General features: G+C 59.1%; 23 protein-coding genes. 11 read left to right on the forward strand and 12 right to left on the reverse strand.

Annotation, left to right across the window (positions count from 1 at the left end; genetic code table 11):
- Nucleotides 1-3 precede the first annotated feature (3 nt).
- Both LA304_RS15820 and LA304_RS15825 read right to left on the reverse strand, forming a co-directional pair.
- On the reverse strand, nucleotides 4-936 hold the full coding sequence (locus LA304_RS15820; RefSeq protein WP_224504134.1) for an alpha/beta fold hydrolase: 933 nt from the start codon (nucleotides 934-936) through the stop codon (nucleotides 4-6).
- A gap of 29 nt (nucleotides 937-965) precedes the next feature.
- Nucleotides 966-2135 (reverse strand): ATP-grasp domain-containing protein, encoded by a 1170-nt coding sequence (locus LA304_RS15825; protein ID WP_224504135.1) that lies wholly within the window; start codon nucleotides 2133-2135, stop codon nucleotides 966-968.
- A 294-nt stretch (nucleotides 2136-2429) separates the two neighbouring features.
- Between LA304_RS15825 and LA304_RS15830 the strand changes: the two genes are divergently transcribed.
- From LA304_RS15830 to LA304_RS15840, 3 genes are read left to right on the forward strand one after another with little or no spacing between them, the layout of a single operon-like run.
- The gene (locus tag LA304_RS15830) at nucleotides 2430-5528 is read left to right on the forward strand and encodes a methyl-accepting chemotaxis protein (RefSeq protein WP_224504136.1); all 3099 of its coding nucleotides are present in this window, start codon (nucleotides 2430-2432) and stop codon (nucleotides 5526-5528) included.
- 55 nt (nucleotides 5529-5583) lie between these two features.
- Nucleotides 5584-6615: a protein-glutamate methylesterase/protein-glutamine glutaminase gene (locus LA304_RS15835; RefSeq protein WP_224504137.1), complete on the forward strand. Its 1032-nt coding sequence runs from the start codon at nucleotides 5584-5586 to the stop codon at nucleotides 6613-6615.
- A complete protein-coding gene (locus LA304_RS15840; protein ID WP_224504138.1) occupies nucleotides 6612-7148 on the forward strand; it encodes a chemotaxis protein CheD in 537 nt (178 codons plus the stop codon). Before LA304_RS15835 ends, LA304_RS15840 begins: the two co-directional genes overlap by 4 nt.
- Nucleotides 7149-7152: 4 nt before the next feature.
- On the opposite strand, the gene LA304_RS15845 is transcribed toward LA304_RS15840, so the two are convergent.
- From LA304_RS15845 to LA304_RS15890, 10 genes are all read right to left on the reverse strand, one after another.
- The gene (locus LA304_RS15845; protein ID WP_224504139.1) at nucleotides 7153-7554 is read right to left on the reverse strand and encodes a hypothetical protein; all 402 of its coding nucleotides are present in this window, start codon (nucleotides 7552-7554) and stop codon (nucleotides 7153-7155) included.
- Nucleotides 7554-7940 carry a response regulator gene (locus tag LA304_RS15850; protein ID WP_224504140.1) on the reverse strand — a complete coding sequence of 129 codons (387 nt, stop codon included), beginning with the start codon at nucleotides 7938-7940 and terminating at the stop codon, nucleotides 7554-7556. The genes LA304_RS15845 and LA304_RS15850 overlap by 1 nt, the downstream gene beginning before the upstream one ends.
- On the reverse strand, nucleotides 7940-8860 hold the full coding sequence (locus LA304_RS15855; protein WP_224504141.1) for a CheR family methyltransferase: 921 nt from the start codon (nucleotides 8858-8860) through the stop codon (nucleotides 7940-7942). Before LA304_RS15855 ends, LA304_RS15850 begins: the two co-directional genes overlap by 1 nt.
- On the reverse strand, nucleotides 8857-9324 hold the full coding sequence (locus tag LA304_RS15860; protein WP_224504142.1) for a chemotaxis protein CheW: 468 nt from the start codon (nucleotides 9322-9324) through the stop codon (nucleotides 8857-8859). Before LA304_RS15860 ends, LA304_RS15855 begins: the two co-directional genes overlap by 4 nt.
- 4 nt (nucleotides 9325-9328) lie before the next feature.
- On the reverse strand, nucleotides 9329-11494 hold the full coding sequence (locus LA304_RS15865; protein WP_224504143.1) for a chemotaxis protein CheA: 2166 nt from the start codon (nucleotides 11492-11494) through the stop codon (nucleotides 9329-9331).
- A gap of 13 nt (nucleotides 11495-11507) precedes the next feature.
- Nucleotides 11508-11873 (reverse strand): response regulator, encoded by a 366-nt coding sequence (locus LA304_RS15870; protein WP_224504144.1) that lies wholly within the window; start codon nucleotides 11871-11873, stop codon nucleotides 11508-11510.
- Nucleotides 11870-12151 (reverse strand): hypothetical protein, encoded by a 282-nt coding sequence (locus tag LA304_RS15875; RefSeq protein ID WP_224504145.1) that lies wholly within the window; start codon nucleotides 12149-12151, stop codon nucleotides 11870-11872. The genes LA304_RS15870 and LA304_RS15875 overlap by 4 nt, the downstream gene beginning before the upstream one ends.
- Nucleotides 12152-12333: 182 nt before the next feature.
- Nucleotides 12334-13308: a glucokinase gene (locus tag LA304_RS15880; RefSeq protein ID WP_224504146.1), complete on the reverse strand. Its 975-nt coding sequence runs from the start codon at nucleotides 13306-13308 to the stop codon at nucleotides 12334-12336.
- Nucleotides 13309-13311: 3 nt separating this feature from the next.
- Nucleotides 13312-14652 carry a GH1 family beta-glucosidase gene (locus LA304_RS15885; protein ID WP_224504147.1) on the reverse strand — a complete coding sequence of 447 codons (1341 nt, stop codon included), beginning with the start codon at nucleotides 14650-14652 and terminating at the stop codon, nucleotides 13312-13314.
- Nucleotides 14653-14826: 174 nt separating this feature from the next.
- On the reverse strand, nucleotides 14827-15858 hold the full coding sequence (locus LA304_RS15890) for a LacI family DNA-binding transcriptional regulator (RefSeq protein WP_224504148.1): 1032 nt from the start codon (nucleotides 15856-15858) through the stop codon (nucleotides 14827-14829).
- A gap of 361 nt (nucleotides 15859-16219) precedes the next feature.
- On the opposite strand from LA304_RS15890, the gene LA304_RS15895 reads away from it, so the two are divergent.
- The 8 genes from LA304_RS15895 to LA304_RS15930 all read left to right on the forward strand — a co-directional run bounded on the left by LA304_RS15895 (nucleotide 16220) and on the right by LA304_RS15930 (nucleotide 26585).
- Nucleotides 16220-17488, forward strand: coding sequence for an ABC transporter substrate-binding protein (locus LA304_RS15895; RefSeq protein ID WP_224504149.1), 1269 nt, complete (start codon nucleotides 16220-16222; stop codon nucleotides 17486-17488).
- Nucleotides 17489-17619: 131 nt separating this feature from the next.
- On the forward strand, nucleotides 17620-18621 hold the full coding sequence (locus LA304_RS15900; RefSeq protein ID WP_224504150.1) for a carbohydrate ABC transporter permease: 1002 nt from the start codon (nucleotides 17620-17622) through the stop codon (nucleotides 18619-18621).
- 12 nt (nucleotides 18622-18633) lie between these two features.
- On the forward strand, nucleotides 18634-19788 hold the full coding sequence (locus LA304_RS15905; RefSeq protein WP_224504151.1) for a carbohydrate ABC transporter permease: 1155 nt from the start codon (nucleotides 18634-18636) through the stop codon (nucleotides 19786-19788).
- Between the two features lie 15 nt (nucleotides 19789-19803).
- Nucleotides 19804-21456, forward strand: coding sequence for an alpha-glucosidase (locus LA304_RS15910; protein ID WP_224504152.1), 1653 nt, complete (start codon nucleotides 19804-19806; stop codon nucleotides 21454-21456).
- A gap of 20 nt (nucleotides 21457-21476) precedes the next feature.
- Nucleotides 21477-22568 carry an ABC transporter ATP-binding protein gene (locus tag LA304_RS15915; RefSeq protein WP_224504153.1) on the forward strand — a complete coding sequence of 364 codons (1092 nt, stop codon included), beginning with the start codon at nucleotides 21477-21479 and terminating at the stop codon, nucleotides 22566-22568.
- Nucleotides 22569-22708: 140 nt separating this feature from the next.
- Nucleotides 22709-23707 (forward strand): TDT family transporter, encoded by a 999-nt coding sequence (locus LA304_RS15920; protein ID WP_224504154.1) that lies wholly within the window; start codon nucleotides 22709-22711, stop codon nucleotides 23705-23707.
- A gap of 162 nt (nucleotides 23708-23869) precedes the next feature.
- Nucleotides 23870-25321, forward strand: a complete 1452-nt coding sequence (gene guaB / locus LA304_RS15925; protein WP_224504155.1) for an IMP dehydrogenase — start codon at nucleotides 23870-23872, stop codon at nucleotides 25319-25321.
- Nucleotides 25322-25403: 82 nt separating this feature from the next.
- A complete protein-coding gene (locus tag LA304_RS15930; RefSeq protein ID WP_224504156.1) occupies nucleotides 25404-26585 on the forward strand; it encodes an RsmB/NOP family class I SAM-dependent RNA methyltransferase in 1182 nt (393 codons plus the stop codon).
- The last annotated feature ends 71 nt before the right edge of the window (nucleotides 26586-26656 follow it).

A 26656-nucleotide genomic window follows, 5' to 3' on the forward strand; every position in this document is an offset into this window, starting at 1 on the left:
CCCTCAGACGTCATTCAGAATGTCATCGAGCGTGTTTTCAACGACTTGCGGCGTTAGGATGTGGAGGAAGTGCCCTGCATTTTCCACCATAATCACGCGCCGTTTCTTGGTCCCTGTGAGCCGCTTCATGAGATAGGTCGCGTTCTCCGGCGGCACGAGCGTGTCGTGAAGGCCTTGCAGGATCGAGACGGGCGCCTCGATATGCTCCATCCGCTCTCCGAGGAGATCGAGTTCCTCGCGCAGCGTCAAAAGCTCTGTATTCGAGTGGATCAGATGTTGCGGGAGAAGGCGTTTGACCCACGGCGTGTGAGCAATGCGCTGCAGGATATGGACCTTCTCCAACGCCGGATCGGCCGCTGCCCCCACGAGGACGACGCCATTCACGAGATCAGGATGATCGGCCGCCAGTCGGAGCGCGACGGGACCACCAAAGGACGACCCGACCAATACCGTTGGCCGGTTCCGCTCCGCAATCAGCCGTGCAATCGCCGCGGCCTGGTCCGAGAGTTGACGGTAGGGGCGATGCGGATCACTGCCGCCAAACCCGGGGCGGTCGACGGCAATGCGCGTCTGGCTCTCGGGCGTGACTGACAGAAAATGCGACCAGTCGGAGGCCTGTCCGGGGGAGCCGTGGATAAAGAGCACCGATTGCGTCGTTCCATCACCCGCGAACGTGTAGCGCAGGTCCGGTTGGTCTGCATGCGCAGGAAGGAGGCCGTTTTCGGGCCGGATGAGACCCTTCGTGACGGGAGAAAGACCGACATCGGTCACCGCCTGAAACCGTTCCCGCAGGGAATGAAATGTCTGACCGAGGCTCGGGTCGATCGTTTTCCCGACCGGATGAACCCACTCAATCACATGGTCCTGATAGCCCTCGACGAACCGTTTGAACGCTTTGGAGGGCAGGGCGGTGGGAATTCGGGTGTCTTTGGTCATAGTGTATGGCTCCTGTCTCTGGGAACCTTTCAGGAAGAGGGCGGATAGCGGTTGATCAGCCGCGTTTGCATGCGCGCGGCTTTGATAACATCTCGCAGACGCGTCGGTTTCCAGCCGCGTGCCTTGTTCATCGCGCCGATGGTGAACATTAGGGTCTGATGTTCGAGGAGGCGCTTGTAGACCTTGCCGACCGGCACTTCGGGGTCCCATGCGCTGATCGCTTCGCTCCCCGCGCCGTTGATTTCGATGATTTTGAACCCTTCGCCTGCCTTGAGCTTTTCGACCGTGTCGAACCGCACGTCGTAGCGCCCGTAGTGAAAGTCCGGCATCGACCGAGAGATCGCGTCAAACCGGTCGCTCAGGACCTCCGTGATATGATGATCGGCGTCGCGGTATAGACCACCGACACGGATGGATCCGATGAAAGCGAGGCGGACGATTTCTCCCGCAACGGGAACGGATTGTAGGAGCGCGTCGGGCACGCCGCCGTGACGCGCTTGGCGTCCGAGATGGAGCTTTGATTTCCATGCGGCGCGCTCATCCGCGAAAATCAGATCGTGGACAGAATGGAGGCCGTCGCCGATCACATGAGGAAAGTAGCGGAAGGTGATCGAAACGACCTTACCCCGCTCTTCATCCGGCATCCGCACATAGAAAACTCCGGCTTCGCCTTCCCAAGGAACGGCCTCTTGCAACATCATCTTCGCGCCATTGGGAAATGCCGTGACATAGTGCTCCAACTCTTGCTCGGAATGGAGCAACTGAACCCCGTGCCCCTGCCAACCGATGTCAGGTTTCGCGACGACTGGGTAGCTCAGGCCGGTCTCGCGCATGAGGTCCTTTGCCCCCGTGACATTGTCCTCGTCCTCAGTGACATCCATCGTTGCATAGCGCGCGAGCCACTGACGTTGCTCGCCTGACACCATGTCGAGATAAACCTCTTTGGACTCCCCCCACAGTCCGCCGAACTCGATGCGCGGGTTCGCAAGTGTCGGCAGCATCAGGCTCCGGTTCCTGAGCCCGAGGCGCACCCAATTAAGTGCGAGCGGGAAGTAGAACAGCTTGCTCGGGATGCGTTCGGCACGGCCCACATGGGTCCGCAGCGCGTGAATGGAGGGCATGCCGGAGAGCAATCGGCGCGCGCGCGACGTCCGTTTCTTATGCCCCTTGAGCGTTTTTTTGTGCGTGCGCAGATACATGTGATCCTCGCAATCGGCAGTGTGCCATATGGGGCAGTATAGGCGAAATTTCCCATCCAAACCATGATCCGGCGCAAGAGCGAATTCATCGGTCGTTTACCACGATGACGGGAAAAGCGTGTTAAGGCGCGCAGTCGGCGCTCGGTTTAAATGAATCTTCATCCCTTCGCGCCATTCCTCACAGCATCGCGGAATTTCCCGCATGTGATGTTTCGGGGGCAAACCCCGATGGCCCTATCCGCCAGTTGCACACCCGTCCGAAAGTGCGGGCCAGACCTGGCTTGGAGGAGTGATATGAAGTTTTTCAGTAAGATCCGTCTGGCAAAGAAGCTCCCTGCAATCATGATCACCCTGACGGTCATGACCATCCTGATTGCGAGCTTCGTCTCCTATCGAAACGCCGCAGACTCTCTGTTGGGAGAGGCTGAGGAAGCGCTGCTCACAGTCGCAGAGGCCCGCACACTCGAATTGTCGAGCTGGCTCGAAGGGGTCGATATCGATCTGAGAAGTCAGGCAGAGAACCCGACGGTTCTCTCTGCCATTCGCGGATTTGGGGAGGCGTGGGATGCGATCGAGAGCGATCAAACCACCTATCTCAAACAGTGGTATATCGAGGACAACCCGAACAAAATCGGCGAAAAACACTACCTCGATTTCGCCTCCGATGGCTCCTCCTACAGTCAGGTTCACAAGCTCTATCACAGCTATTTCCGCAAACTTGTGGACGAGAAGGGCTACTACGATGCCTTCGTGTTCTCGGTCGACGGCGATCTGATCTACTCTGTGTTCAAAGAACAGGATTTCGCCACGAACTTTCTCGACGGCGAATACCGTGATAGCGGGTTAGGACAGGTCGTCCAGCAGGCGCTGAAAAGCACCGAGAAAGAGGTCTATTTCTCTGATTTTGCGCGTTACGCGCCGTCATATGATGCTCCAGCCGCCTTTATTGCGTCACCGGTACTCGATCGGCGCGGCGTTGTGCGCGGCGCGATTGCGTTCCAGATGCCCTCGGACCGGATCGACATGATCACCACCCGCCCGACCGGGCTTGGCCGCACAGGGGATTCCTATCTCGTTGGTGGGGATATGCTGCTGCGATCTGATCGCATCCACGGGTCGGGCGATGAAATTCTCAAAGCGTCCGTCGATCTCGAGTCCGCTCGCAACGCACTTTCCGGAGAGGTCGGTTTGTTGCGCGAAGCCGAGGTGCAGCCGGACGGCTCTGTGCATGAACACCTCGCCGCCTTCTATCCGATTGATTATCACGGCGTGACCTGGGGGCTGGTGGCCGAACAGAGCATCGAAGAAATCCTTGAACCTGCCGTCGCGCTCGCAGAGACCATGGCCTGGCAGGGCGGTGTCATGATCGCCATTGTCGCCATGATTGCCCTCGTCATCGCGCGCGCCATTTCTCGCCCGCTCACAAAAGTCGAAGGAGCGATGCGTAAGGTCTCTGAAGGGGACTACGCGGTCGAAGTCCCGGGTGTCGAGCGTGGCGATGAAATCGGACAGATCGCTGTGGCCCTCGATGACTTCCGCCATGCGCTCGGGCGCGCTGAAAAGGCCACGCAGGACGGCCTGTTCAAAGGCGCTGCCTTTGAGGGGTCCTCTGCGGCTCTGATGATGATCGACCGCGAATTCAACATCACTTACACGAACGAAGCGGTGGAGACGCTCCTGACCGAGCATGAAGGCAGCTTCCGCGAAATGCTCGGTAGCTTCGATGCCTCCACCATTGTGGGCCAGAACATCGACACTTTCCACCGTGATCCGGGTCGCATCCGCGCGATCCTGCTGGATCCGTCCAAAATGCCATTCTCCACGGATATGAAGGTCGGCGACGTGCATTTCGCGCTCGATGTGAACGCAGTGACAGACCTCGATGGCGAGCAAATTGGCTGCGTCATGGAGTGGAAGGATGTGACCGACATTCGCACCAACGAGGCTGTGATCTCTGCCCTCGATGAAATTCAGGCGAAGGCTGAATTCAGCGTCGATGGCCTCGTGATGAAGTCGAACGCCAATTTCTCTGAAATGCTGGGTCTCTCACCGGAAGGGATGATCGGAAAGAGCATCGATAGCATCTTTGATTTTGACGCGAAACTCGCCTCTGAACGCGGGGCCGTTTGGGAGCGTCTTAATAACGGCGAAAGCATCTACGGCCGGTTCAAGCTGTTTGATCAGCACGGAAATATTTCTATCCTCGATGGCACGTTCAGCCCCGTGAAAGACGCCGCGGGACGCCCGTTCCGGATCATTCTTCTGGGCACGAACGTGACCGAAGGTCAGGCCGCACTCGAAGCTGCAGAGGCCGAACGAGAGCGCATGAAGGCAGAGCAAGACAAGGTCGTTGATAGCCTGCGCGTTGGTCTTAAAAAGCTCGCCGAAGGCAACCTGACCTCACGCCTCGACGAGACATTTGCCGAGGAATACGAAACTCTTCGTGCCGACTTTAACGACGCGATTGAAAACCTGCTCATCGCGATGCGCAATGTCGTTGAGAACTCTGACATGATCCGCGGAGAAGCCTCCGAGATTTCCAACGCGGCGGACGATCTGTCACGCCGGACAGAGAAACAGGCAGCCACACTGGAAGAAACCGCAACCGCCCTCGATGAGTTGACCTCCTCTGTGCGGTCTGCCGCAGATGGCGCGAAGCAGGCCTCGGAGATGGTCAACACGGCCAAAGCGAATGCAGAAGCCTCCGGGAAAGTTGTCCAAGAGGCGGTCGAGGCCATGGGCCAGATCGAAAGCTCCTCGAACCAGATTTCGAAAATCACCTCTGTGATCGATGACATCGCCTTCCAAACCAACCTTTTAGCTCTAAACGCAGGTGTTGAGGCCGCTCGCGCTGGCGAGGCCGGTCGCGGGTTCGCGGTGGTCGCCTCCGAAGTGCGAGCTCTTGCACAACGCTCTTCCGAAGCTGCGCGGGAAATCAATGACTTGATCTCGAAATCGGGCACTTTGGTTAAGCGCGGCGTGGGCCTCGTGGGGGAAACCGGCGAAGCGCTCCGCGGGATCGTCTCTTCGGTCTCCGACATCTCCCATAATGTCTCCGAGATCGCCATTTCCGCGCGCGAACAGTCCTCTGGCCTCGCGGAAATCAATGCGGCCGTCAATCAGCTTGACCAAGTGACCCAGCAAAACGCTGCGATGTTCGAAGAAACCACGGCCGCGAGCCACGCGCTCACACGTGAGGCCGAGAACTTGAATGTCACCACATCGCGTTTCGCGATCGGCGCGCCGGAGCCCCGTGCAAAGGCCGACCTGATCCCGCTTAATGCGCAGCGTGAGGCACAGAGAGCGCCCGTGTCGACGCCTCAAAAACGCGCCGTGAATGACGTGCCTGCTCCAGTCGCCTCGGTCGAGGAGGATTCATGGGAGGACTTCTGAGCGATGGGGGCCCGCGGTGCCCCTCGGCAACTGAGAGAACAGAGAAAGTGGTGAGATGCAAAAGCGTGTTCTGATTGTTGATGACTCGCCGACGATGCGCCGGCTCATCAGATCGATCCTGTCAAAAGACCCCCGTCTCGAAATCGTGGCGGAAGCGGGTTCCGCACATGAGGCACGTGATGCCGTAAACCGCTTCCGTCCGGACGTCATGACGCTCGATGTCGAAATGCCCGAGATGAGCGGGATTGATTTCCTCCGGCGGCTCATGGCGCACCGACCGATGCCGGTCGTCATGGTGTCGACTCTCACCCGCAAAGGCGGAGAGAAAGCTGTCGAAGCGTTCTCGCTCGGGGCCGTCGATTGCGTTGAGAAGCCAAGGCTCGGACAGGCGACGGATGCGGGGTTTACGCACCTTGCCGACACCGTGGTTATGGCAGCCAATGCACGGGTTGCGGCGACAAGCCGGCGAAAGCCGGCGAATGCCCCGCTCGCACATCGCAGCTTTAACCGGATTTGCCTCATCGGGGGCTCGACCGGCGCGGTGGATGCTATCGAGCGCGTTCTGGAGTCCTTCCCTGCGGATTGCCCGCCGACGTTGATCACCCAGCACATGCCGGAGACTTTTCTGGTCAGCTTCGCGGCACGGCTCGATCCGCTTGTGAAGCCAAGGGTGCGCTTGGCCAATGACGGCGATCCTCTTCGGGTGGGGGAAGTGCTTATTGCGCCTGGTGGCGCGTATCATCTGAATGTTGAGGGTCAGACGGACCTCCGCGTGAAACTGCATGAGGCACCGCCGATGTCCGGACATCGCCCCTCGGTTGACTCCATGTTTCTTTCTGCTCGCGCGGTCGCGCATCGCACTGTTGCGTGTCTCTTGACGGGCATGGGGCGTGATGGCGCGCAGGGCATGCGTGTGCTGCGCGAAAATGGTGCAAAAACCGTCGGCCAGAGTGAGCAAACCTGTGTCGTGTTCGGCATGCCGCGCGTTGCCGGAGAGTTGGGCGGTGTCGAGCGTTGGAGTGATCTTAATGACATCGGAGAGGAGCTTTTGCGCCTCTGTGAAAGACCGGCGAAGGTGGGTGTATGAAAACGACCATTGAGAGAAAGCGTCCGGCAGGAAAGCGCACCTATATTGCCCAAGGAGAGTTTGCCATCACCTCACAGACTGAGGCAGTCATCTCTACAATCCTCGGTTCATGCGTCGCGACCTGTCTCTGGGATCCGGAGGCGCGCCTTGGGGGAATGAACCACTTTTTGCTCCCTGACGGGCCGGCGAAAAATTCTGAAGTCAGTTCTTTCGGCGCGAATGCTATGGAGCTATTAATCAACGGGCTGATCCGCGCCGGCGGCGATCGCGCGCGCTTTCGCGCTAAAGTGTTCGGTGGGGCGTCACTGTATCGTGGGCTCACGAATGCCGGAGATCAGAACGGTGCCTTTGTTCTGGAGTATCTGGCGCGTGAGAGAATTCCCTGCGACGGGCAGAGCCTCGGCGGGACGCGTGCGCGCCGGATCGAGTTTCAGCCGACGCTTGGCGCGGCGCGACAAAAGTTCGTGGATGATGCGATGATCGTGGAGAAAGCGCCCGCTGCCGCCAAATCCAACGAACTGGAACTCTTCTGATTTTTTAGAACCAGGCGATGTTTCCGGAGTCAGTCTCCGACAGGGCGAAGGGAGCGTCGATGTCATCAAAAAGTTTGTGGCACAAATGACGAAGTCTGATGACATCGCTCAGGGGGGCAATTTCGACAGTCTCGTCTCCCGATTGGTCCGCGAGATGCCCCATCACGCGTTGCAAATCGTCAAAAGTCTGCTGGAGACGGTCAATCGCCTGCAAGCTTCTTTGCACAGACGGAGGAATGGATGTTGCTGCGGCGAGTGTCGGCCCGAGGGCAATCTGGACCTCGGACGCAAGCATCACCAGAGAGAGCATCTCGTCCTGGATGCGTTTGTGGAGCGTGGCGAGCGGAATGCGGGCGGTTGTGTCAGATCCGCGCGGTTGAGGCCCGAGAGAGTCTGAATACGGCATCACAGCTTTCCCACGATTGCTTCAATCGCGCCGCGCAGGCCCGCGGGTTCAAAGGGTTTCTTCAGGAAATTGTTCATGCCGAGGCGTTTTCCCATGTCGATGATCTCGCGATCTGCGCGACCCGTGATCAGGAGAAAGCCCACGCCGCGCGTCGCGCCATTGGACCGGAGTGAATGCAAGAGCTGCAGTCCGTCCATGCCTGGCATGTTGTAATCGGAGATAACCAGGTGAACGGGGGATGTGGCCATTTTCTGAAGTGCGGAAGGACCGTCCGCGGCGCTCGCCACATTGCGAATGCCGAAGGAGTCCAGCGCGTTGGTGATGAGGCCGCGGCTCGTGGACATGTCATCGACAACCATGACGCGGAGTTGATCGCGAAGAGCCATTATTGGTATCCTTTTTGTGCGGCGGACGACGTGTCATGCGACATGGCGGGCGAGAGCGGCGCGCGCTGATAGGTCGTAACACCGGAGCTTTTGAAGAGATGCGTGCACTCTTCGGAAATGCGCTCGGAATGCCCGAGGACCAGCCAGCCGCCAGGCTCCAGAACCGATGCAAACCTCTGGTACAGGCGGCTCTGCATGGTTTCGTTGAAGTAGATTACGACATTCCGGCAAAAGATGATGTCGAATTTTCCCGTCATCGGCCATGAGGCATGAAGGTTAAGCTGGCGGAACGTGACCAGTTTGCGAAGTGTGTCGTTGATCGTCAGAACTTCTTCGCCGTTGTGGATCTCTTGGCGGAAGTGACGCTCAATGGTCGGGACCGTCAGTCCGGATGTGAGCGAGCCGACATAAGCGCCAGCACGGGCTGTGCTCACGACTTCGGGGTCAATATCTGTCGCCAGAATTTTGATATCTTTAGACAATAGGTCGGGTGCTGCCTCCTGGAGCGCCATCGCGATCGAGTAGGCCTCTTGCCCGTTTGAGCACCCAGCCGACCAAATCCGGACCCGCCCGCCCGAGGCAAGTTTTTCTCTAAGTGCGGGCACGATCGTCTCGACGAGATAGTCGAAATGATGGGATTCTCGGAAGAAATGGGAGACGTTCGTGGTTAGCGCGGAGATGAACTGTTGCAGTTCGGGGCCTGCGGCACTCCCCTCGATCAGATCGAGATAAGCGGCATAACTGTCGAGCCCGAGGGCGCGCAGGCGACGCGTCAGTCGCGATTTCACCATGGACATCTTGTTGGCCGAAAGCACAATGCCGGCCTCGCGTTCCGCAATCTTTGCGATCCGTGTGAAATCGGCCTGTGAGAGCGCGGTTTCGATCCGTGCATCAGCCGGAATGGGAGACAACTGGTTCAAGCGGCTTCCTCACCTTGGGGGGGCATGACCGTATCGAGATCGAGAATTCTGATCATACGTCCGTCGACGATTGTGAGTGCCGAAACAAAGGTGCGCGTTTCGTCGGCGGCAAGATCCGGAGGCAGCTGCATGTCCTCGGACGGGATGGCGAGGATGTCGGAGACGGCGTCAACCATGAGGCCGGCCGTGCGGCCAGCGATATCGACGACGATGATGACATTGCGGTCCTTGTCTGTGTCCGCCTGTAGTCCCAACCGCGCGGCGAGGTCGATGATCGGCAGAACGGTGCCGCGTAAATTGATGACCCCTTTCACGAAAAACGGTGCGTGGGGCAGGGACGTCGCCTTTGCGGATCCGCGAATTTCGCGGACGGACATGATGTCTACTGAGTAGTCCTGGCCGCCGACGCGGAAGGACAAAAGCTCGATTGAGGCCGGATCAGTCTGTTTGTCGATGTCGGTCATGTGGTTATCCTGCAAGTGCTTTGGGGAAGGCGCGGACGCGGGTGCGACCGGATGCCTGTGTCACGAGATCGGTTGGGTCGAGGATCAGGGCGATTTGTCCGTCGCCGAGAATGGTGGCTGCGGCGATGCCGGGAACGCGACCATAGCTGCCCTCGAGGCCCTTGATGACAACCTGTCTCTGATCCTCGATGGCATCGACAGCGAGAGCTGCGCGATTGCCGTCTTCCTGCCCGATGAGGAGGACTGTGGCGCCGACGTAGCTGGTTTCCGGCTCTCGGTAGCCGAGTTCCGCGCCCAGATCGAGCAGGGGGACAAAGCCGCCACGGATTTGGACCACATGCGTCTCGGGGCCGAGTTGCCTCAGGTCCTGATCGGTGAGTGTCAGTGTCTCCAGAATGGCATTGAGCGGGACCACGAGCGTCTCACCGGCGACCTGAACGACCATGCCATCGAGCACCGCAAGGGTAAGGGGCAGAGAGATCGAAAAGGTGGTGCCTTTGCCTTGCTGCGACGAAATGCTTATCCGGCCGCCGAGGGCTTGAATGGCGCTCTTGACCACATCCATGCCGACGCCACGACCCGAGAGGTTAGAAATCTCGGAGGCAGTCGAAAAGCCGGGCAGGAACAGTAGGTTGTCGATATCGCCATCCGACAATTGTGCATCTTCGGGGATCAGGCCCTTTTCAAGGGCCTTGGCTTTCACGCGTTCCCGATCAATGCCTGCGCCGTCGTCAGAAATCTCGATCACGATACGGCCGGAGCGATGCTGGGCGCTCAACGTGACAATGCCCGCACTTGGCTTGCCTGATGCGATGCGATCTTCAGTGGTCTCGAACCCGTGGTCGACAGCGTTTCGGATCATATGCGTCAGTGGGTCGGCGAGACGTTCGATCACGGTCTTGTCGACTTCGGTGGTTTCCCCGTCGGTATGGAATTTCACCTCTTTGTTCACCGAGGCCGAGGCCTCTCGGACGATCCGGCCCATGCGTTGGAACAGGGATTTGATCGGCTGAGCGCGGATCATCATCACGGATTCCTGAATGTCGCGCGTGAGTTGGAGGAACTCTTCGAGACCCGTTGAAACAGGCGAATTCGGGGGCAGGCCTGTTTCGACGACGGACTGGCTCAACATTGCCTGATTGATTACGAGTTCGCCCACAAGGTTCACAAGTCGGTCGATGCGTTCAAGGTCTACGCGCACGGTCGCTCGTGGTTGGGTCGGTGCGCCTGTCGATTTCGCTGACTGAGCAGGTGCGGTTTGCGCGGGCTCTGGCTGTGTAACTGGTGCTTCCGCTGCCTTTGTCTCAATCTCGGGGATCACGTCCGGCTCGGGGTAGGTGACTTCCGGTTCGGGTGCGGGCAGGGCGGAGTTGTCGTCGGTCAGAGGCGAGATGCTTAGGGCACAGAGACCGTCTACGAATTCGAAAACCTCGCGCACCGCTTGCTCGGGTTCCTCGGTCACGAGGGTCAGCGCCCACGAGAGATAGCCGCAATTCGGGTCGATGCTAGCGAGAGCAGGAAGGCCAGAAATATCACAGCGGACACTCAAGTCCCCGAGATCGCGCAGCGCGCGGAAGAGGTAGAGCGGTTCGTTTCCGGAGCTGTAGAGCGCGTTCTCCGGTTTGAAGGAGATGATAAAGCCTTTCCCCACCGGCGTATCAAATGTGAGGGGTGGGAGGTCCGCGAGCGCGCCGGCGTCATCGAGGCCGAGCGGCGGCGTGTCGCCCAGATCGAGCGAGAGTGTCATGGGCGTAAAGTCGAGGTCTTCATCCTCTTCTTCCTCAACGCCAACGAGCAGATCGAGTTTCTCAAGCACGGGAGCGATTTGATCGTTTGGCGGCGGTGTGTCGTCGCGAGCGGCGCGGACCAGATCGCCGAGGATGTCGGCACAGGTGAAAAACAGGCGGATTGCCTCGCTGTCCGGATGGAAATTGCCGGACCGGACCTCATCCATCGCGGTCTCAAACCGGTGCGCGAATTGCACGAGGTCATCGAGCCCGAACGCCCCCGCGCCACCTTTGATGGAGTGCACGGCGCGGAAGACGATGTTGATCGTTTCCGAGTCTGTGCTGCCGTCATCCATCATCTGGAGGCCGTCCTGGAGGCTTTCCAGCAGCTCCTCACATTCGATAAAGAACGAGGCGCGAATTTCTGCCATCGGGTCTGACATGAGGACCTCCTGCTTAACCTGCGACCATCTGGAGGGCTTTGACGAGCTTGGCCGGATCGAACGGTTTCACGATCCAACCTGTCGCGCCCGCAGAGCGTGCCTTTGCCTTCAGTTCATCTGCGCTCTCGGTGGTCAGGACGAGGATGGGGATGCGGCTCCAACGGTCATCCGAGCGAAGCGCCTCGATAAAACCGAAGCCGTCCATGCGGGGCATATTGATGTCGGTGATAATCACGTCCGGCTCGATCTCGGAGAGAACTTCGAGGCCGTGAAGGCCGTCTTCGGCCAGATGGGCGGTGAAGCCCGCCGAGGAGAGGGCGAGGTTCAGCATATCTCGCATCGTGCGGCTGTCATCGACAGCGAGGACGTTCAGGCTCATGTCCAGGCCTCCGGTTGGGTCAGCGTTTGAGGGGAAAAGCCAAAGAGGCCGAGCGCGTCGACGCAGCTGTCGGAAGGCTCTGACAAAGTCGTCCGTTTGGCAGCGGCGGCGCGCGTTTTGATTGTGGAAAGCAATATCTGTAGGGGCAGGGCGCCAAGATGACGCACAGCACTCGCGTCGAGGATCAGATCATCGTCAGTGACGCCCTTCAACTCAGATAGGAGAGGGCCGACGGCGAGATAATCCAATCTGTCGGAAAGCTGCACACAGGTGGTCATCTCTGTGCTCCGGTCATCTGAGTCTGACGCGACATCGGTATATCCCTTACGTTTGCGATCTTTCAGACCTGTGTAAGGGGGATGCCGTTAAGACAGAGTTACCTCCGCCCAATTTTTTCCCGGACAAAACAAAAGTGGCGCCCCGAAGGACGCCACTGAAAATTTGAGGGATCGCGCTTGGATCAGGTGTAGAGGTTATGCAGGTGCGATGCACAGCCGGTGAGGGCCGCATAGTCGTCCTCGATCACGGAGACGGAGAAGTTCTTCATAAAGCCTGCAAACCGCCCCTTGTCCCGGAAGGCGTCCACAAAGTTGAACCGTTCGAGATAGGGCGCCATGTGGCGGGCCACGCCACCTGCGAGGTAGACACCGCCAAATGGCAGTTGCACAAGCGACAGGTTTCCGACCACCGTGCCGAGAATTTTGACAAAGAGACGCGCGGCTTCGGTGGCCTGCGGGTCCGAGCCGTTCTCTACTGAGGCCATGATCTCGGCGGCGGACTTTTCGTGCGGATCACCGGCTTGGGTGCCGAGGAACAGATAGACACGTTCGAGGCCGCGGCCCGAGAGCACGTCCTCAACCGCCGGAAAGCCGTGCGCGGTTTCGACGAATTTGCAGAGCGCAAGTTCCTGTTCATTGCGGATCGGCAGGTTGGCATGCCCGCTCTCGGACGGCGCAACAAAACGTCCTTTCTCGGTCTGGAACACGGGTGCAGCGTTGAAGCCCGTCCCGACACCAATCACGAGGCGCACCGCATGAGGTGAGGCTTCTGGCGCGGAGATCACAGTCGTGATGTCTGCCTCATCAATAAATCCGAGCGCGTGCCCCTGTGCCTGAAGGTCATTGAGAATGGACAGGTGCTCCGCCTGCGTTGCACGGCGGAGCGTGTCGCGGTCGATGGTCCAGTCGAGGTTGGTCATCGTGCCGACGCCATCGCGGACAGGGCCCGCCACAGCCACACAGGCGCCCTTGCAGTCCACCCCGCCCTCGTCCTCGATATACTGGCGCAGCACCGTTTCCAGGCCCGGAAACTTGGCGTTGGAATACTTGCGGATCGTCTCCGGCAGGAGCGTGACACCATCAGCAAGCGCGACGCGGGTATTTGTCCCGCCGATGTCGGCAACGAGCGTGAGGGTGTTGGCAGGGTGGTTCGACATGGATCAGCTCCGCGCTAGAAGGTCTTTCAGCATGTGATACGAGGCTTTTGGCGTTCGTTTCAACGTCTCAAAGTCGACATGGATCATGCCGAAGCGACGTTCATAGCCGAAAGCCCACTCATAGTTGTCCAGAAGAGACCAATAAAAAAAGCCGGTCAAGTTAGCGCCATCATTAATTGCGCGCTGCATGGCGCCCATGTGGTCGCGAATGTAGGCGCAGCGCTCCGAATCTTCGACGATTCCGTTCCTGACATGATCGTCCCACGCCATGCCGTTTTCGGTCACCATGATCGGGAGATCGCCGACGTAGTCGTTCTTGAGACGCATCAGGAGCGCATAGAGACCGTCGGGCAGAATTTCCCAACCCATTTGCGTGGTGGCAAGGTGGCCTTGGACCGGTTTGGTCGAGGGCCATGTCTCGGTGGCGTCATGTGCGACGAGTTGGCGGAAGTAATAATTGACGCCGAGCCAGTCGATGGGCTGCGAGATCGCGGCCATATCGTCTTGCCAACCGTTCGGCAGGTGCGCTTCGAGCCCTTCGAGCGCCTCTGTAGGATACTGGCCTTTGGCCACGGCTTCGATGAACCAGCGGTTGTTGATGGCGTCCTGACGGGTCGCGGCGGCGATGTCTTCGGGGGCGTCGCTCGCGGGTTGAGTGTGCTCGAAATTGATGACGATGCCGAGATTATCGCGGCCACGGGCGCGCAGGCGGGTGATTGCCTCACCGTGGGCCTTGAGGACGTGGTGCATGGAGCGCGCAGCGGCGCGGATGTTGCGCAGGCCCGGCGCGTGGTGGCCGAGCATGTGAGAGAGGTAGGACACGCACCACGGTTCGTTGATCGTCGCGACGGAGGCGAGGCGGTCGCCGATTTTGTCGTCGATGATTTCCGCAAAGTCGCCGAACCACTGTGCGATGTCGGGGTGGGTCCAGCCGCCGAGGTCGGAGAGGGCAGAGGGCAATTCCCAGTGGTAGATCGTCGCGTGTGGCTCCAGCCCGCGCTCCAGAATGGCATCCACGAGGCGGTCGTAATAGTCGAGGCCCTCTTGGTTCACTGGGCCGCGGCCCTCCGGCATCACGCGCGACCAGCTCGTGGAAAAGCGGTAGGCGTCGAAGTTGCCGGCTTTGAGAAGATCCATGTCTTCTTCGTAGCGGTGATACTGGTCACAGGCGATGGCCCCGTCTTCTGCGCGCAGCACATTTCCGGGCGTGGCCGCGAAAGTGTCCCAGTGACAGGTGCCTGCGCCGCCGAAACTATGCCCTTCGACCTGATAGGCCGCTGTGGCGGCGCCAAAACGGAAGTCTTTTGGGAAGGCTGCGCGGGTCAAATTCGGAGAGGTCGCCATGGTGTCTCCCTTTCTTTTCTGGAGGCCCCGAAATCGGGGCGGATCTTTCCCCCTTATATGAAGCGCAAGGGTCGTCCGGCAAGGCCAAAGCGCTTTGGAAAACGTGCTGCAATGCGGCGCGTCGGATGTGTGCAGTGCAGCATTTGGGTCTAGAGATGTGAGCGCAAACGTAAATTAGCGTTTCGGCGCGGGGCCGGTCGTATGTCCAATGATCAGATCTGTATCGAGCAAAACGTGACGCGACGGACGGTCTGGGTTCGCGATCTGCTCCATGAGAATTTCCGCACAGGTGCGACCGGCGAGTCGGACCGAAGAGCGGGTCGCGGTGTAGATCGGCTCGGAGGTGCCGTTGCGGATATAGGAGAGATCGTCGTCATGGACGATGAGAGAAATGTCTTGGCCGAGTTTCAGGCCCGCTTCGTGAACGGCGCGGCGCACCCCGAGCCCGATGATGATTGAGGAAACGAGCAGGGCGGTTGGCGGGTTTTCCCGCTCCAGCAAGGCAGATGTCGCGGAATATCCATACATTTCCGTCATTTCCGTGCTGAAGCAGAGGCTCTCATCTTCGGCCAGCCCGGCGGTCTCCAGAGCGCTGCGATAGCCCTCGCGACGCTTGATCGCGAAGTCCATGTGTTCGAGTCCATTGAGGAGCGCGATGCGGGTATGGCCGAGATCGGTGAGGAAGCGGGTGGCGCGCTCAAACGCGCGGCGGCTGTCCATATCGACCCAGGAATAGTCCTGATCCGTCACAGCGCCAGAGCGCCCGTGGACGACAAATGGCATCCCAATCTCGGTCAAAAGTTTGATCCGAGGGTCGTTTTCGCTCGGCCCGTGCACAATCACGCCGTCGACAGAGCGCTTTGAAGCGATCTTGCGATAGGCTTCCTCTTCGTTCGGGTCAGGGACGACGGTCAGGAGCATGTCGTAATTTTCGCGCGAATAGATCTCCGACGCACCTGCGATGAAGTCAGCAAAGACCGGATTCACCATCTCATGTTCGGTCGAGAGGGGAATCACATGTCCGACCATGTGGTTGCGACCAAGAGCGAGGCTCCGCGCCCGCGTGTTCGGGGCGTAGTTGTGTTTTTGTGCCGCTTTGAGAACCTTTTCCCGCGTTTTTTCAGAGACTTCCGGATAGCCGTTTAGAGCCCGGGACACGGTGGTCTGGGATAGTCCCAAGAGGTCGGAAAGCTCTTTCAGGTTCATTGTGGCTCCGTGCGTTCTGCGGTGTTTGGTCTAGTGTTATGCCCGTCTCGCGCGTTTCGGGGAAGAGTGGTGGCAAAATCCTTAACCTGTGCATATTTGCAAGCGCAGCATCTGATGCGGAGATGCGCGTTTGGGTCTTGCAAGTGGACAGCGGCTCCCGAAGCGCCGGGGGAGGCGATGCGGGATGTCGCTGCGTCAGTCGGGAGCGGTCTGTCCGAAACGATTGACATGCGATTTCCTTTGTGCGCACCTTGACGTGTATCAAAGCGCTTTGGAAAAGTCTCGGAATATTTGATTTTCCATTCTAGAGGGCTAGGATCGAAGCATAACCCGAGTCTGGGTATGAAACTGGGAGGTTTACATGACAAAGACTTTAATGACGGGCGCAGCTGTGCTTGCACTTACTGCAGGTGGCGCCGTCGCTCAGGATCTCACAATTGCCGGCCCATGGATCGGCGCCGACCAAGTGATGGTCGAGAAAGTGCTCGATGTATTTGAAGAGCAGTCCGGCCTTGATGTGGCTTACGTGGGCTCCGATAGCTTTGAGCAGCAAATTATGATTGATGCCGAAGCTGGCTCTGCCCCGAACATCGCCGTGTTCCCGCAGCCGGGCCTCGCTGCCGATATGGCGAAGCGCGGGTTCCTGACCCCGCTGGCTGACGGCACCGCCGCGTGGCTCGAAGAAAACTATGCGGCTGGTGAGAGCTGGTCGGCACTCGGCACCTACACGGGCGACGATGGTGCAGACCATCTTTACGGTTTCCCATACAAAATCGATGTGAAATCGCTCGTTTGGTATGTTCCGGAGAACTTTGAAGACGCCGGATACGATGTGCCCGAGACGATGGAAGAGTTGAAAGCGCTCACCGATCAGATCGTGGCAGACGGTGAAACGCCGTGGTGTATCGGTCTGGGCTCCGGTGGTGCAACGGGTTGGCCGGCCACCGACTGGGTTGAGGACATGATGCTCCGCACCCAACCTGCCGAAGTCTACGACGAGTGGGTGACCAACGAAATGCCGTTCGACGATCCGCGCGTTGTGGCCGCGATCGAGGAATTCGGCTGGTTCGCACGCAATGACGCCTATGTCTCCGGTGGGGCAGGCGCTGTGGCGTCCACAGACTTCCGCGACAGCCCGAAAGGTCTCTTCTCTGTGCCGCCGCAGTGCTACATGCACCGCATGGCTTCCTTCATTCCGGCTTTCTTCCCGGAAGGCACTATGCTTGGTGAAGATGCAGATTTCTTCTACTTCCCGGCATATGAAGGCAAAGACCTCGGTAAACCGGTTCTCGGCGCTGGCACCATCTGGGCCATCACCAACGACAGCCCGGCTGCGCACCAGTTCGTGGAATTCCTGAAAACCACCGACGCGCACGAAGCATGGATGGCCCAAAAAGGCTTCCTGACCCCGTACAAAGCTGTGAACACCGATGTGTTCTCCGACCCGACGCTGAAGAAAATGAACGACATTCTTCTGAATGCGACGACTTTCCGCTTTGACGGCTCCGACCTGATGCCGGGCGCCGTGGGTGCTGGGTCCTTCTGGACGGGTATGGTTGACTATGCGGGTGGTAAACCTGCCGCTGAAGTCGCCGCAGAAATCCAGTCTAGCTGGGACGCCATTAAGTAACGCGTTGAATTTACGCTAATAACGCACCTCGCCCGCTTCTCGGGGCGGGGTGTTCCTGCCTCGATTTTTAAGACCGCAGGGCCAGAATGACGGAGTGCGAAACTCCGCGACAGTATTCAGGGGAGACGTTCATGCATCCGGCACTTCAAGGGCTTTTGACGATTGTCATCGGTGTTGGCGCCTGTATCGGCTATTTCTACTCGTCCAACATCGTCCTCGACAAAGTGATCTTTCCGGCGCGCGGTCCGCACGCAGGGCGGAACATCAACCGGGCGAACATGGTGCGGCCTTGGCTCTTCCTGTTTCCGGCGCTTTTCGCGCTCGGCCTGTATCTCGCCTATCCCGTCGTTGAAACGATGCGTCTGTCTTTGACGGACCGCGATATGGGTGGAGCCTTTGTGGGGCTTGAGAACTATCAAAAAATGACAGCCGATCCCAAATTCTGGGAGGCAATCCGCAACAATGCGCTCTGGCTCTTGGTGGTGCCTGCCGCGTCGACAGCCTTCGGCCTTCTGGTTGCGCAGTTGACCGACCGCATCCGTTGGGGCGCGATTGCGAAATCCCTGATCTTTATGCCGATGGCAATCTCTTTTGTCGGGGCCGCTGTGATCTGGAAGCTCGTTTATGACGCGCGCCCGCTCGGCACGGAACAGATCGGTATCCTCAACGCGCTTTACCTGTCTTTGGGTGGAGACCAACCGATGCAGTGGCTGACCCTGCCATTCTGGAACAACTTCTTCCTGATGGTGGTTCTGGTCTGGATCCAGACGGGCTTTGCGATGGTGATCCTGTCTGCGGCGCTCCGTGGTGTGCCCGAAGAAACCATCGAGGCCGCTATCGTGGACGGGGCCAACCCGTTCCAAATCTTCTTTAAAATCAAAGTCCCGCAGATCATGGGCACGATTGTTGTGGTCTGGACGACCATCACCATCGTCGTGCTCAAGGTCTTCGACATCGTGTTTGCGATGACGAACGGGCAGTGGGAGACGCAGGTGCTCGCCAACTACATGTACGACAAGATGTTCCGCGCCAATGACTGGGGCGTCGGGTCCGCCGCGGCGATGGTGATCATGCTGCTTGTGACGCCGATCCTCGTCTGGAACGTCTATAACGCCCGCAAAGAGATGAAGTGAGGGGAGCCGATAATGAAGAATGTCGCCGGTAAAAAACCGACCCTCGTCTGGCTCACCCATATCTCGGTGGCCGCTCTCGTTATCCTGTGGTTGTTGCCGACCTTCGGGCTCTTCATTTCATCCTTCCGCACGGCGGACCAGATTTCGACGTCTGGTTGGTGGAAGGCGCTGTTCCCGCAAGAGATCAACACTCTGATCCGCACGGCTGCGCCGGAAACGCAGCAGCAGATTGACGGCGGCTATGTGATTGAGGGCAACCTCTTTGAAGAAAGCGGCCAGAAGGCAGGTGAGATTTCCGTCTGGGGCACTTCCTCGCGGGCGATTGACGCCTATCAGGCGGGGGACACCGCCGACATGGGCGAAGACGGTCGTCTGACCGTTCAGGCCAATGGCGACTATACGCTCCTCAATGATGTGGAATTCACCGGATCGCGCGGCGAACGTGTGTTCCTGACCACGAAAACCCCTCCGAGCTTTACGCTCGACAATTATCGCACGGTTCTCTTCTCCGGCCAGACGACGGACAACATGGCCAAGGCGTTCTTCAATACGTTGACAGTGACCATTCCGGCCACTGTCATTCCGATCCTGATCGCAGCCTTCGCGGCCTATGCGCTCGCATGGATGGACTTTCCGGGCCGTGCGCTCCTCATTGCGGTCATTGTCGGCCTCTTGGTCGTGCCGCTCCAACTGGCGCTGATCCCGCTCTTGAAACTCCACCTCGCTGTGGGGATCGGGAAGGGGTATCTTGGGGTGTGGCTCGCGCATACGGGCTTTGGTCTGCCGCTGGCGATCTACCTCCTGCGCAACTATATGGTCGGCCTACCCAAAGACATTATCGAGAACGCCCGTGTGGACGGGGCGACGGATTTCCAGATTTTCACCAAGATCATTCTGCCGCTCTCGTTCCCCGCGCTGGCCTCGTTCGCGATCTTCCAGTTCCTGTGGACATGGAACGATCTGCTCGTGGCCCTCGTTTTCCTCATTGATAGCTCCGGCGAAACGACCGTGATGACGCGTCAGATTGTCGAGCTGTTGGGGACGCGTGGCGGCAACTGGGAAATTCTGGCAACGGCAGCCTTCGTGTCGATTTCCGTGCCGCTGATCGTCTTCTTCTTTATGCAGAAATACCTCGTGCGCGGCCTTCTGGCCGGGTCCGTGAAATAACAAAAGAGACTACTTATGAACGCAGCAGCTTCCTCCCCCGACGGATTCACCCGAGAGAAAGACTGGTGGCGCGGTGCCGTCATCTACCAGATCTATCCGCGCTCGTTTCAGGACAGCAACAACGACGGGATCGGTGACCTTCTCGGCATCGTCCACCGTCTGCCCTACATTGCGTCCCTCGGAGTAGACGCGATCTGGATTTCGCCTTTCTTCACCTCGCCGATGAAAGACTTCGGCTACGACGTTTCCGACTATTGCGACGTTGACCCGATGTTCGGCTCACTCGCCGATTTCGACGCGGTGATCGACACGGCGCACAGCCTCGGGATCAAGGTGATGATCGACCTCGTGCTGAGCCACACCTCCGATCAACATCCGTGGTTTGTGGAGAGCCGTGAGGACAAAACCAACCCGAAATCGAACTGGTATGTCTGGGCCGATGCGAAGCCCGATGGCACTCCGCCAAACAATTGGCTCTCAATCTTCGGTGGCTCCGCATGGCAGTGGGACGCCGGTCGTCTGCAATATTATCTGCACAACTTCCTCGTGGAGCAGCCGGACCTGAACTTCCACGAACCGGAAGTGCAGCAAGCCTTGCTCGACGTTGCGCAGTTCTGGTTGCAGCGCGGGGTGGACGGGTTCCGTCTCGACACGATCAACTTCTACACTCATGACGCCGAGCTTCGCGATAACCCGCCGCTCGCGCCGGAGGACCGTCAGGCAAAGACCGCGCCTGCGGTGAACCCCTACACATGGCAGGACCACGTCTATGACAAGTCCCGCCCGGAAAACCTTGAATTCCTGCGCAAATTGCGCGCTGTGATGGAGCCGTATAACGCCGCCGCCGTTGGTGAAGTGGGCGATGATCAGCGCGATCTGGAAATCGTCGGGGAATACACGGCGGGCGATGATCTCATGCACATGTGCTACGCCTTCGATCTGCTGTCAGGCGAAACGCCGAAACCCGAGCAGATCAAAAAGATCATGACCAAAGTAGATGAGGTCGCGCATGACGGCTGGGTCTGCTGGGCCTATTCGAACCACGACGTTGTGCGTCACGTCTCCCGCTGGAACCTCGGCGGAGCAGGGGCGCGGGCCTTTACGACGCTGATGATGTGTCTGCGCGGTTCGACCTGTATTTATGAGGGTGAGGAACTTGGTCTGCCGGAGGCCGATGTGGCCTTTGAAGATCTCCAAGACCCTTATGGCATCAAGTTCTGGCCTGACTTCAAAGGGCGCGACGGATGCCGCACCCCGATGGTCTGGGATGCGACGCTGCATCACGGCGGCTTTTCCGATAGTGCGCGGACGTGGTTGCCGGTCAGCCCTGATCATGTCTCGCACGCTGTTGCGCAGTCCGAGGAAGACCCCGGTGCGCTCATCCACCACTACCGCCGTGCGATCGCTTTCCGTCACGCCCACAGCGCACTGAAGACGGGCGATATGATCGACATGCAGGTGAACGGGCCATGTCTCAGTTTCCTGCGCAAGGACGCGAAGGAAGAGCTGTTCTGCGCCTTCAACCTGTCGGATCAACCCGCGACGATCGAAGCGCCGAAGGGTGCATGGTATGCCGTTGGCAGCGAACTGAATTCCGCCTCTCCGATGGAGGACGGCAAACTGCATCTGGGCCCGTGGCAGCCCGCGATTATGCTGCGTGAAGGCTGAGGAGGTCGAGGGAGAGAGACATGGCAGATCTGAAACTGGAAAATGTCGCCAAGGTCTATGGCGGTAAGGTCGAAGTCCTCAAAGACATCAATCTGGACATCGCGACCGGTGAGTTGATTGTCTTCGTTGGCCCTTCGGGCTGCGGGAAATCCACGCTGCTCCGCATGATTGCAGGGTTGGAGCGGATTTCCGGCGGCACCTTGGAAATCGACGGCGAGCGCATGAACGATGTCCCGCCCGCACAGCGCGGCATCGCGATGGTGTTCCAGAGCTACGCGCTCTATCCGCATATGACGGTCTACGACAACATGGCCTTCTCTCTGAAGCTCGCCAAAAAGAGCAAAGAGGAAATCCATGAGGCCGTGATGAAGGCTGCGGGCATTCTCCAGCTCGAAGACTATCTCGACCGTCTGCCCAAAGCCCTCTCCGGCGGTCAGCGTCAGCGTGTCGCCATCGGTCGCTGTATCGTGCGCGATCCAAAGGTCTATCTTTTTGATGAACCGCTCTCCAACCTCGACGCAGCGCTGCGCGTGGCGACCCGTCTCGAAATCGCGCAACTCAAGGAGTCGATGCCGGATAGCACCATGATCTACGTGACCCATGACCAAGTGGAGGCCATGACCTTGGCCGACCGGATCGTCGTGCTCGCGAACAAAGGTATCGCGCAGGTCGGCTCTCCGCTCGAACTCTATGAACGTCCGGACAACGAATTCGTGGCCCAATTCATCGGCTCCCCGTCCATGAACCTGCTCCCCGGCGAAATCGTAGAGACCGGCCCGATGACCAAAGTGAATTTGGACGGGGAGGGCGTCGCCGTTTCCAATGTGCCCACTGCGCCCGAAGACCTCGGTCGCCGCGTGAATATCGGTGTGCGCCCGGAGGATATGCTTCTCGCCGACGGCGACTGTATCCTCGATGGGGTTGTGGATGTGGTCGAGGCGCTTGGCGAAGTAACCTTGCTCTACTTCGTCGCCGAACGCGGCAACGCGCCGGTCATCGCGAAACTGCCAGGCATCCACGCCAATCTGAAGGGCGAAACGGTGCGTCTGACTGCAGAGCCCGATAAAGTCCATCTCTTCGCGGACGGGCTATCGATGCGACCGAAGGATTGAGAAACGACAGAAAGGCGGCCTCCGGTCGCCTTTTTTGATGGCCTGACACCCGCGACAACGCGGCGCGTCGGGCAGGGCTTTCGCAGGCGCTATCAGGGTGATATTCAGTAACCAAAATATATCCTTGAAGGCCTGCGCCCATGTCCCAGACCCCGCCTCGCATCATGCCCAAACCCTTTAACGCGCCACCGCAAGGTCTCTGGCGCGCGACTCCGCCCGCGATCTTCCCGCCGATCCTCGGCCTGTTCGGGCTGGGACTTGGCTGGCGAAACGCTGCCAAAATCCTGCAGGCGCCTGACTGGATCGGGGAAATGCTCCTCGGCGCCATCTCTTTGCTCTACATTTTTGCACTCGTCACTTATCTCGCAAAAATGTCGCGCCGGTTCAGTGTGATCTTTGAAGACGCGAAAATCCTGCCGGGCCGCGCAGGCCTGTCTGCTATGTCCGCCTCTGGCTTTCTCTTCGCGGCAACCATGGTGCCCTATAGCCCGACCTTCGCGAAAGCCGTCCTCACCATCGCCTTGTTCGCCCACGCCTTCGTTGCCTTCGCCATCATCCTCGGCATGGCCCGTGGCCCCGCAGAACAACGCCGCGTGACGCCTGTCTGGCACCTGTCTTTTGTCGGCTTCATCATCGCTCCATTGGCGGCAGTCCCTCTTGGCTGGACCGGCCTGTCCGAGATCATCTTCTCAACAACCTTACCGATCGCAGGCGCAATTTGGGTGATCTCTGCCATTCAATTCGCCAAATCCGACGTGCCGCCGCCCCTGCGCCCGCTTCTGGCGATCCATCTGGCTCCCGTGGCGCTCTTTGGCATCGTTGCCACGCTTCTTGGCTATAGCACACTGGCCCTTGCCTTCGGTTGGATCGGTCTGACCGCCTTCGCCGTCTATCTGGCCTCATTCCGCTATTTGACTAAAGCCGACTTCACTGCGCTCTGGGGCGCGTTCACCTTCCCACTGGCTGCCTTCGCAAACCTGATGTTCTCCGCTGCCACCTTCCAACCGACACCGTTCCGCATCATCGGCGGCCTCGAACTCGTCGTGGCAACACTCGCAATTTTCTACATCGCCTCGAAAATCATGCAGCTCTGGACCAAAGGGAAACTCGCAAAGGCCACAAACGCAGCCACGGTCTGAGCCTTCTTCTTGGCAAAAATACTCGAAAATGGGCCGCCTCCCACGGGAGCGCGGCCCTAAATCTTGTGTGACATAAACGTGTATCGGGCAAAACGGCCTTTCCATTGCAGGGCATCCATGCAATAGGGACGTGCCAAACCGTATCCCCCATGGAGAGACCCGATGGAGATTCGCGAGGCGCTTACCTTCGATGACGTATTGCTTGTTCCGGCTGCATCCAATGTGCTGCCGTCTACGGCTGATACAAAGACTTTTGTCACCAAATCCATTCAGCTGAACATCCCGCTTTTGTCGTCGGCGATGGACACTGTGACCGAGGCCCGCATGGCGATCGCCATGGCGCAGGCTGGCGGGATCGGCGTGATCCACAAGAACCTTGATGTCGAGGCCCAGTCGACCGAGGTCCGCCGCGTCAAACGTTTTGAGAGCGGGATCGTCTACAACCCCGTCACACTCACCGCGACGCAGACGATTGCAGACGCAAAAGCCCTGTCCGCGCAGTACAACTTCACCGGTTTCCCGGTGATCGACGAAGAGCGTCGCATCGTCGGCATCGTCACCAACCGTGACATGCGCTTTGCGACCTCGGACGACACGCCCGTCTCTCAGGTGATGACCTCCGACAATCTCGCGATCCTTCAGGAACCGGCCGACCGCGATGAAGCCATTTCGCTCATGAAAGCGCGCCGGATCGAGAAGCTGCTCGTGACCGACGCCGACGGCCACCTCACGGGTCTCCTGACGCTCAAAGACACGGAACAATCCGTTCTCAACCCGTCCGCTTCCAAAGACGCTCTTGGCCGCCTGCGTGTGGCTGCTGCGACCTCTGTGGGCGACGCTGGCTTTGCCCGCTCCGAAGCACTCGTGGACGCTGGCGTCGACATCATCGTGATCGACACCGCCCACGGCCACTCCGAAGGCGTGATCGTTGCTGTTGAGCGCGCGAAGAAAGCCTTCGGCGACAACGTGCAGGTCATTGCGGGTAACGTCGCGACGGCAGAAGCCACCAAAGCCCTCATCGGTGCCGGTGCGGACGCTGTGAAGGTCGGCATCGGCCCGGGCTCCATCTGCACCACCCGCATGGTTGCAGGCGTTGGCGTTCCGCAGCTCACGGCGATCATGGACTGTTCGAAAGCGGCGGGCGATGTGCCGATCATCGCAGACGGCGGCATAAAGTTCTCCGGCGACTTCGCGAAGGCCATCGCAGCGGGCGCGTCCTGTGCAATGGTCGGCTCGATGATCGCGGGCACGGATGAATCCCCGGGCGAAGTGATCCTTTATCAGGGTCGTTCCTTCAAATCCTACCGTGGTATGGGCTCTCTCGGTGCGATGGCTCGCGGCTCTGCGGACCGCTACTTCCAAAAAGACGCGGCCTCCGACAAGCTGGTTCCCGAGGGCATCGAAGGTCAGGTTCCCTACAAAGGGCCGGTCGGCACCGTTCTGCACCAGATGGTCGGCGGTCTGCGCGCGGCCATGGGCTACACAGGCTGTGCGACCGTGGCAGAGATGAACAAGAACTGCTGCTTCACCAAGATCACCGGTGCGGGTCTCAAAGAGAGCCACGTCCACGATGTGCAGATCACCCGCGAAAGCCCGAACTACCGGATCGGTTGATCTCTCATTCGTGAGAATTGAAATGTGCACGGCGGCTTCGGCCGCCGTTGCTTTTTGTGCGATAGCCTGATTTGGGTGAGATATGACACCAGCAGCCCGTATTTCCGCCGCCATAGAGATTCTCGACGATGTGCTCGCCGGAGAAAATGCCGAACGCGTTCTCACCACCTGGGCGCGCGGTCACCGCTTTGCCGGCTCCAAGGACCGTGCCGCGATCCGCGATCACGTGTTCGAGGCCATCCGCTGCAAACGTTCCTACGCATGGCTCGGCGGGGCAGGTGAAGGGCGTCCGTCAGGTCGTCAGTTGATGATTGGCGCGCTTCGTGCGTCCGGCACTGATCCGGCCACGCTCTTCACGGGAGAACGCTTCGCCCCGCATCCTCTCAACGATGACGAGCGGGCTGTCGAGGCTGATCTGACTGATGCGCCGCTAGGCGTCCAACTCGATTGCCCCGACTGGCTCTTGCCGCTCTATGCCGAGACGCTTGGAGAGGACCGCGATGCGGCTCTCTTGCGGACACGCGGGCGGTCTGACGTCTATTTGCGCGTAAATATCGGCAAGTCCACGCTTGGGAATGCCCTAGAGCATTTGAGCGAGGACGGAATCGAAGCAGAGCCACACCCGCTCTCTGAAACGGCACTTAAGGTTACCAAAGGCGCGCGCGCTGTCGCACGGTCACAGGCCTATCTGACGGGCCTTGTCGAGCTACAGGACGCGGGATCGCAAGCCATTATCGACGCACTCCCGCTTCAGGACGGCATGTCGGTTCTCGACTATTGTGCAGGCGGTGGGGGCAAGTCGCTCGCCATGGGCGCACGTGCGCATCTGGACATCACGGCCCATGATGCCGACTTTGCGCGGATGCAAGACATCGCCCCGCGCGCCTCTCGGGCAGGGATCAAGATCCAAACCGCCCGCACGTCCGAGCTTGGCTCCGATTACGATCTCGTTCTGTGTGATGTGCCCTGTTCCGGCTCCGGCGCCTTTGCCCGCAGTCCACAAGGCAAGTGGGTGCTGACGCAGGACAGGCTTAATCATTTGACGCGTATTCAGGCGGACATTCTCGAAAAAGTTGCGCCGATGGTCGCTGAGGGCGGGGTGCTCGCCTATGCGACCTGTTCTCTGTTCAAAGCAGAGAACGATGCGCAGGCGGAGAAATTCCTTGAGGCGCACCCGGAATTTACCATGCTCAAAAGCCGGACGATTTCGCCGCTTGAGGGTGGTGATGGCTTTTTCTATGCGGTCTTTTCCAAGGCAAATTAGAGCGAATGCACTCCTAAATTGTATATTTCAAAAAATACAACTTTACGGAGAGTTGCTTCCATCCTAACGTT

Origin of the sequence: Celeribacter litoreus, assembly GCF_020165855.1 — a bacterium.
GTDB lineage: Bacteria > Pseudomonadota > Alphaproteobacteria > Rhodobacterales > Rhodobacteraceae > Celeribacter > Celeribacter litoreus.

Excerpts from the sequence above, each read along its gene's own strand:
- LA304_RS15820 (WP_224504134.1), bottom strand. The coding sequence starts at position 936 with ATGACCAAAGACACCCGAATTCCCACCGCCCTGCCCTCCAAAGCGTTC.
- LA304_RS15825 (WP_224504135.1), bottom strand. The coding sequence starts at position 2,135 with ATGTATCTGCGCACGCACAAAAAAACGCTCAAGGGGCATAAGAAACGG.
- LA304_RS15830 (WP_224504136.1), top strand. The coding sequence starts at position 2,430 with ATGAAGTTTTTCAGTAAGATCCGTCTGGCAAAGAAGCTCCCTGCAATC.
- LA304_RS15835 (WP_224504137.1), top strand. The coding sequence starts at position 5,584 with ATGCAAAAGCGTGTTCTGATTGTTGATGACTCGCCGACGATGCGCCGG.
- LA304_RS15840 (WP_224504138.1), top strand. The coding sequence starts at position 6,612 with ATGAAAACGACCATTGAGAGAAAGCGTCCGGCAGGAAAGCGCACCTAT.
- LA304_RS15845 (WP_224504139.1), bottom strand. The coding sequence starts at position 7,554 with ATGCCGTATTCAGACTCTCTCGGGCCTCAACCGCGCGGATCTGACACA.
- LA304_RS15850 (WP_224504140.1), bottom strand. The coding sequence starts at position 7,940 with ATGGCTCTTCGCGATCAACTCCGCGTCATGGTTGTCGATGACATGTCC.
- LA304_RS15860 (WP_224504142.1), bottom strand. The coding sequence starts at position 9,324 with ATGACCGACATCGACAAACAGACTGATCCGGCCTCAATCGAGCTTTTG.
- LA304_RS15865 (WP_224504143.1), bottom strand. The coding sequence starts at position 11,494 with ATGTCAGACCCGATGGCAGAAATTCGCGCCTCGTTCTTTATCGAATGT.
- LA304_RS15870 (WP_224504144.1), bottom strand. The coding sequence starts at position 11,873 with ATGAGCCTGAACGTCCTCGCTGTCGATGACAGCCGCACGATGCGAGAT.
- LA304_RS15875 (WP_224504145.1), bottom strand. The coding sequence starts at position 12,151 with ATGACCACCTGTGTGCAGCTTTCCGACAGATTGGATTATCTCGCCGTC.
- LA304_RS15880 (WP_224504146.1), bottom strand. The coding sequence starts at position 13,308 with ATGTCGAACCACCCTGCCAACACCCTCACGCTCGTTGCCGACATCGGC.
- LA304_RS15885 (WP_224504147.1), bottom strand. The coding sequence starts at position 14,652 with ATGGCGACCTCTCCGAATTTGACCCGCGCAGCCTTCCCAAAAGACTTC.
- LA304_RS15890 (WP_224504148.1), bottom strand. The coding sequence starts at position 15,858 with ATGAACCTGAAAGAGCTTTCCGACCTCTTGGGACTATCCCAGACCACC.
- LA304_RS15895 (WP_224504149.1), top strand. The coding sequence starts at position 16,220 with ATGACAAAGACTTTAATGACGGGCGCAGCTGTGCTTGCACTTACTGCA.
- LA304_RS15900 (WP_224504150.1), top strand. The coding sequence starts at position 17,620 with ATGCATCCGGCACTTCAAGGGCTTTTGACGATTGTCATCGGTGTTGGC.
- LA304_RS15905 (WP_224504151.1), top strand. The coding sequence starts at position 18,634 with ATGAAGAATGTCGCCGGTAAAAAACCGACCCTCGTCTGGCTCACCCAT.
- LA304_RS15910 (WP_224504152.1), top strand. The coding sequence starts at position 19,804 with ATGAACGCAGCAGCTTCCTCCCCCGACGGATTCACCCGAGAGAAAGAC.
- LA304_RS15915 (WP_224504153.1), top strand. The coding sequence starts at position 21,477 with ATGGCAGATCTGAAACTGGAAAATGTCGCCAAGGTCTATGGCGGTAAG.
- LA304_RS15920 (WP_224504154.1), top strand. The coding sequence starts at position 22,709 with ATGTCCCAGACCCCGCCTCGCATCATGCCCAAACCCTTTAACGCGCCA.
- guaB (WP_224504155.1), top strand. The coding sequence starts at position 23,870 with ATGGAGATTCGCGAGGCGCTTACCTTCGATGACGTATTGCTTGTTCCG.
- LA304_RS15930 (WP_224504156.1), top strand. The coding sequence starts at position 25,404 with ATGACACCAGCAGCCCGTATTTCCGCCGCCATAGAGATTCTCGACGAT.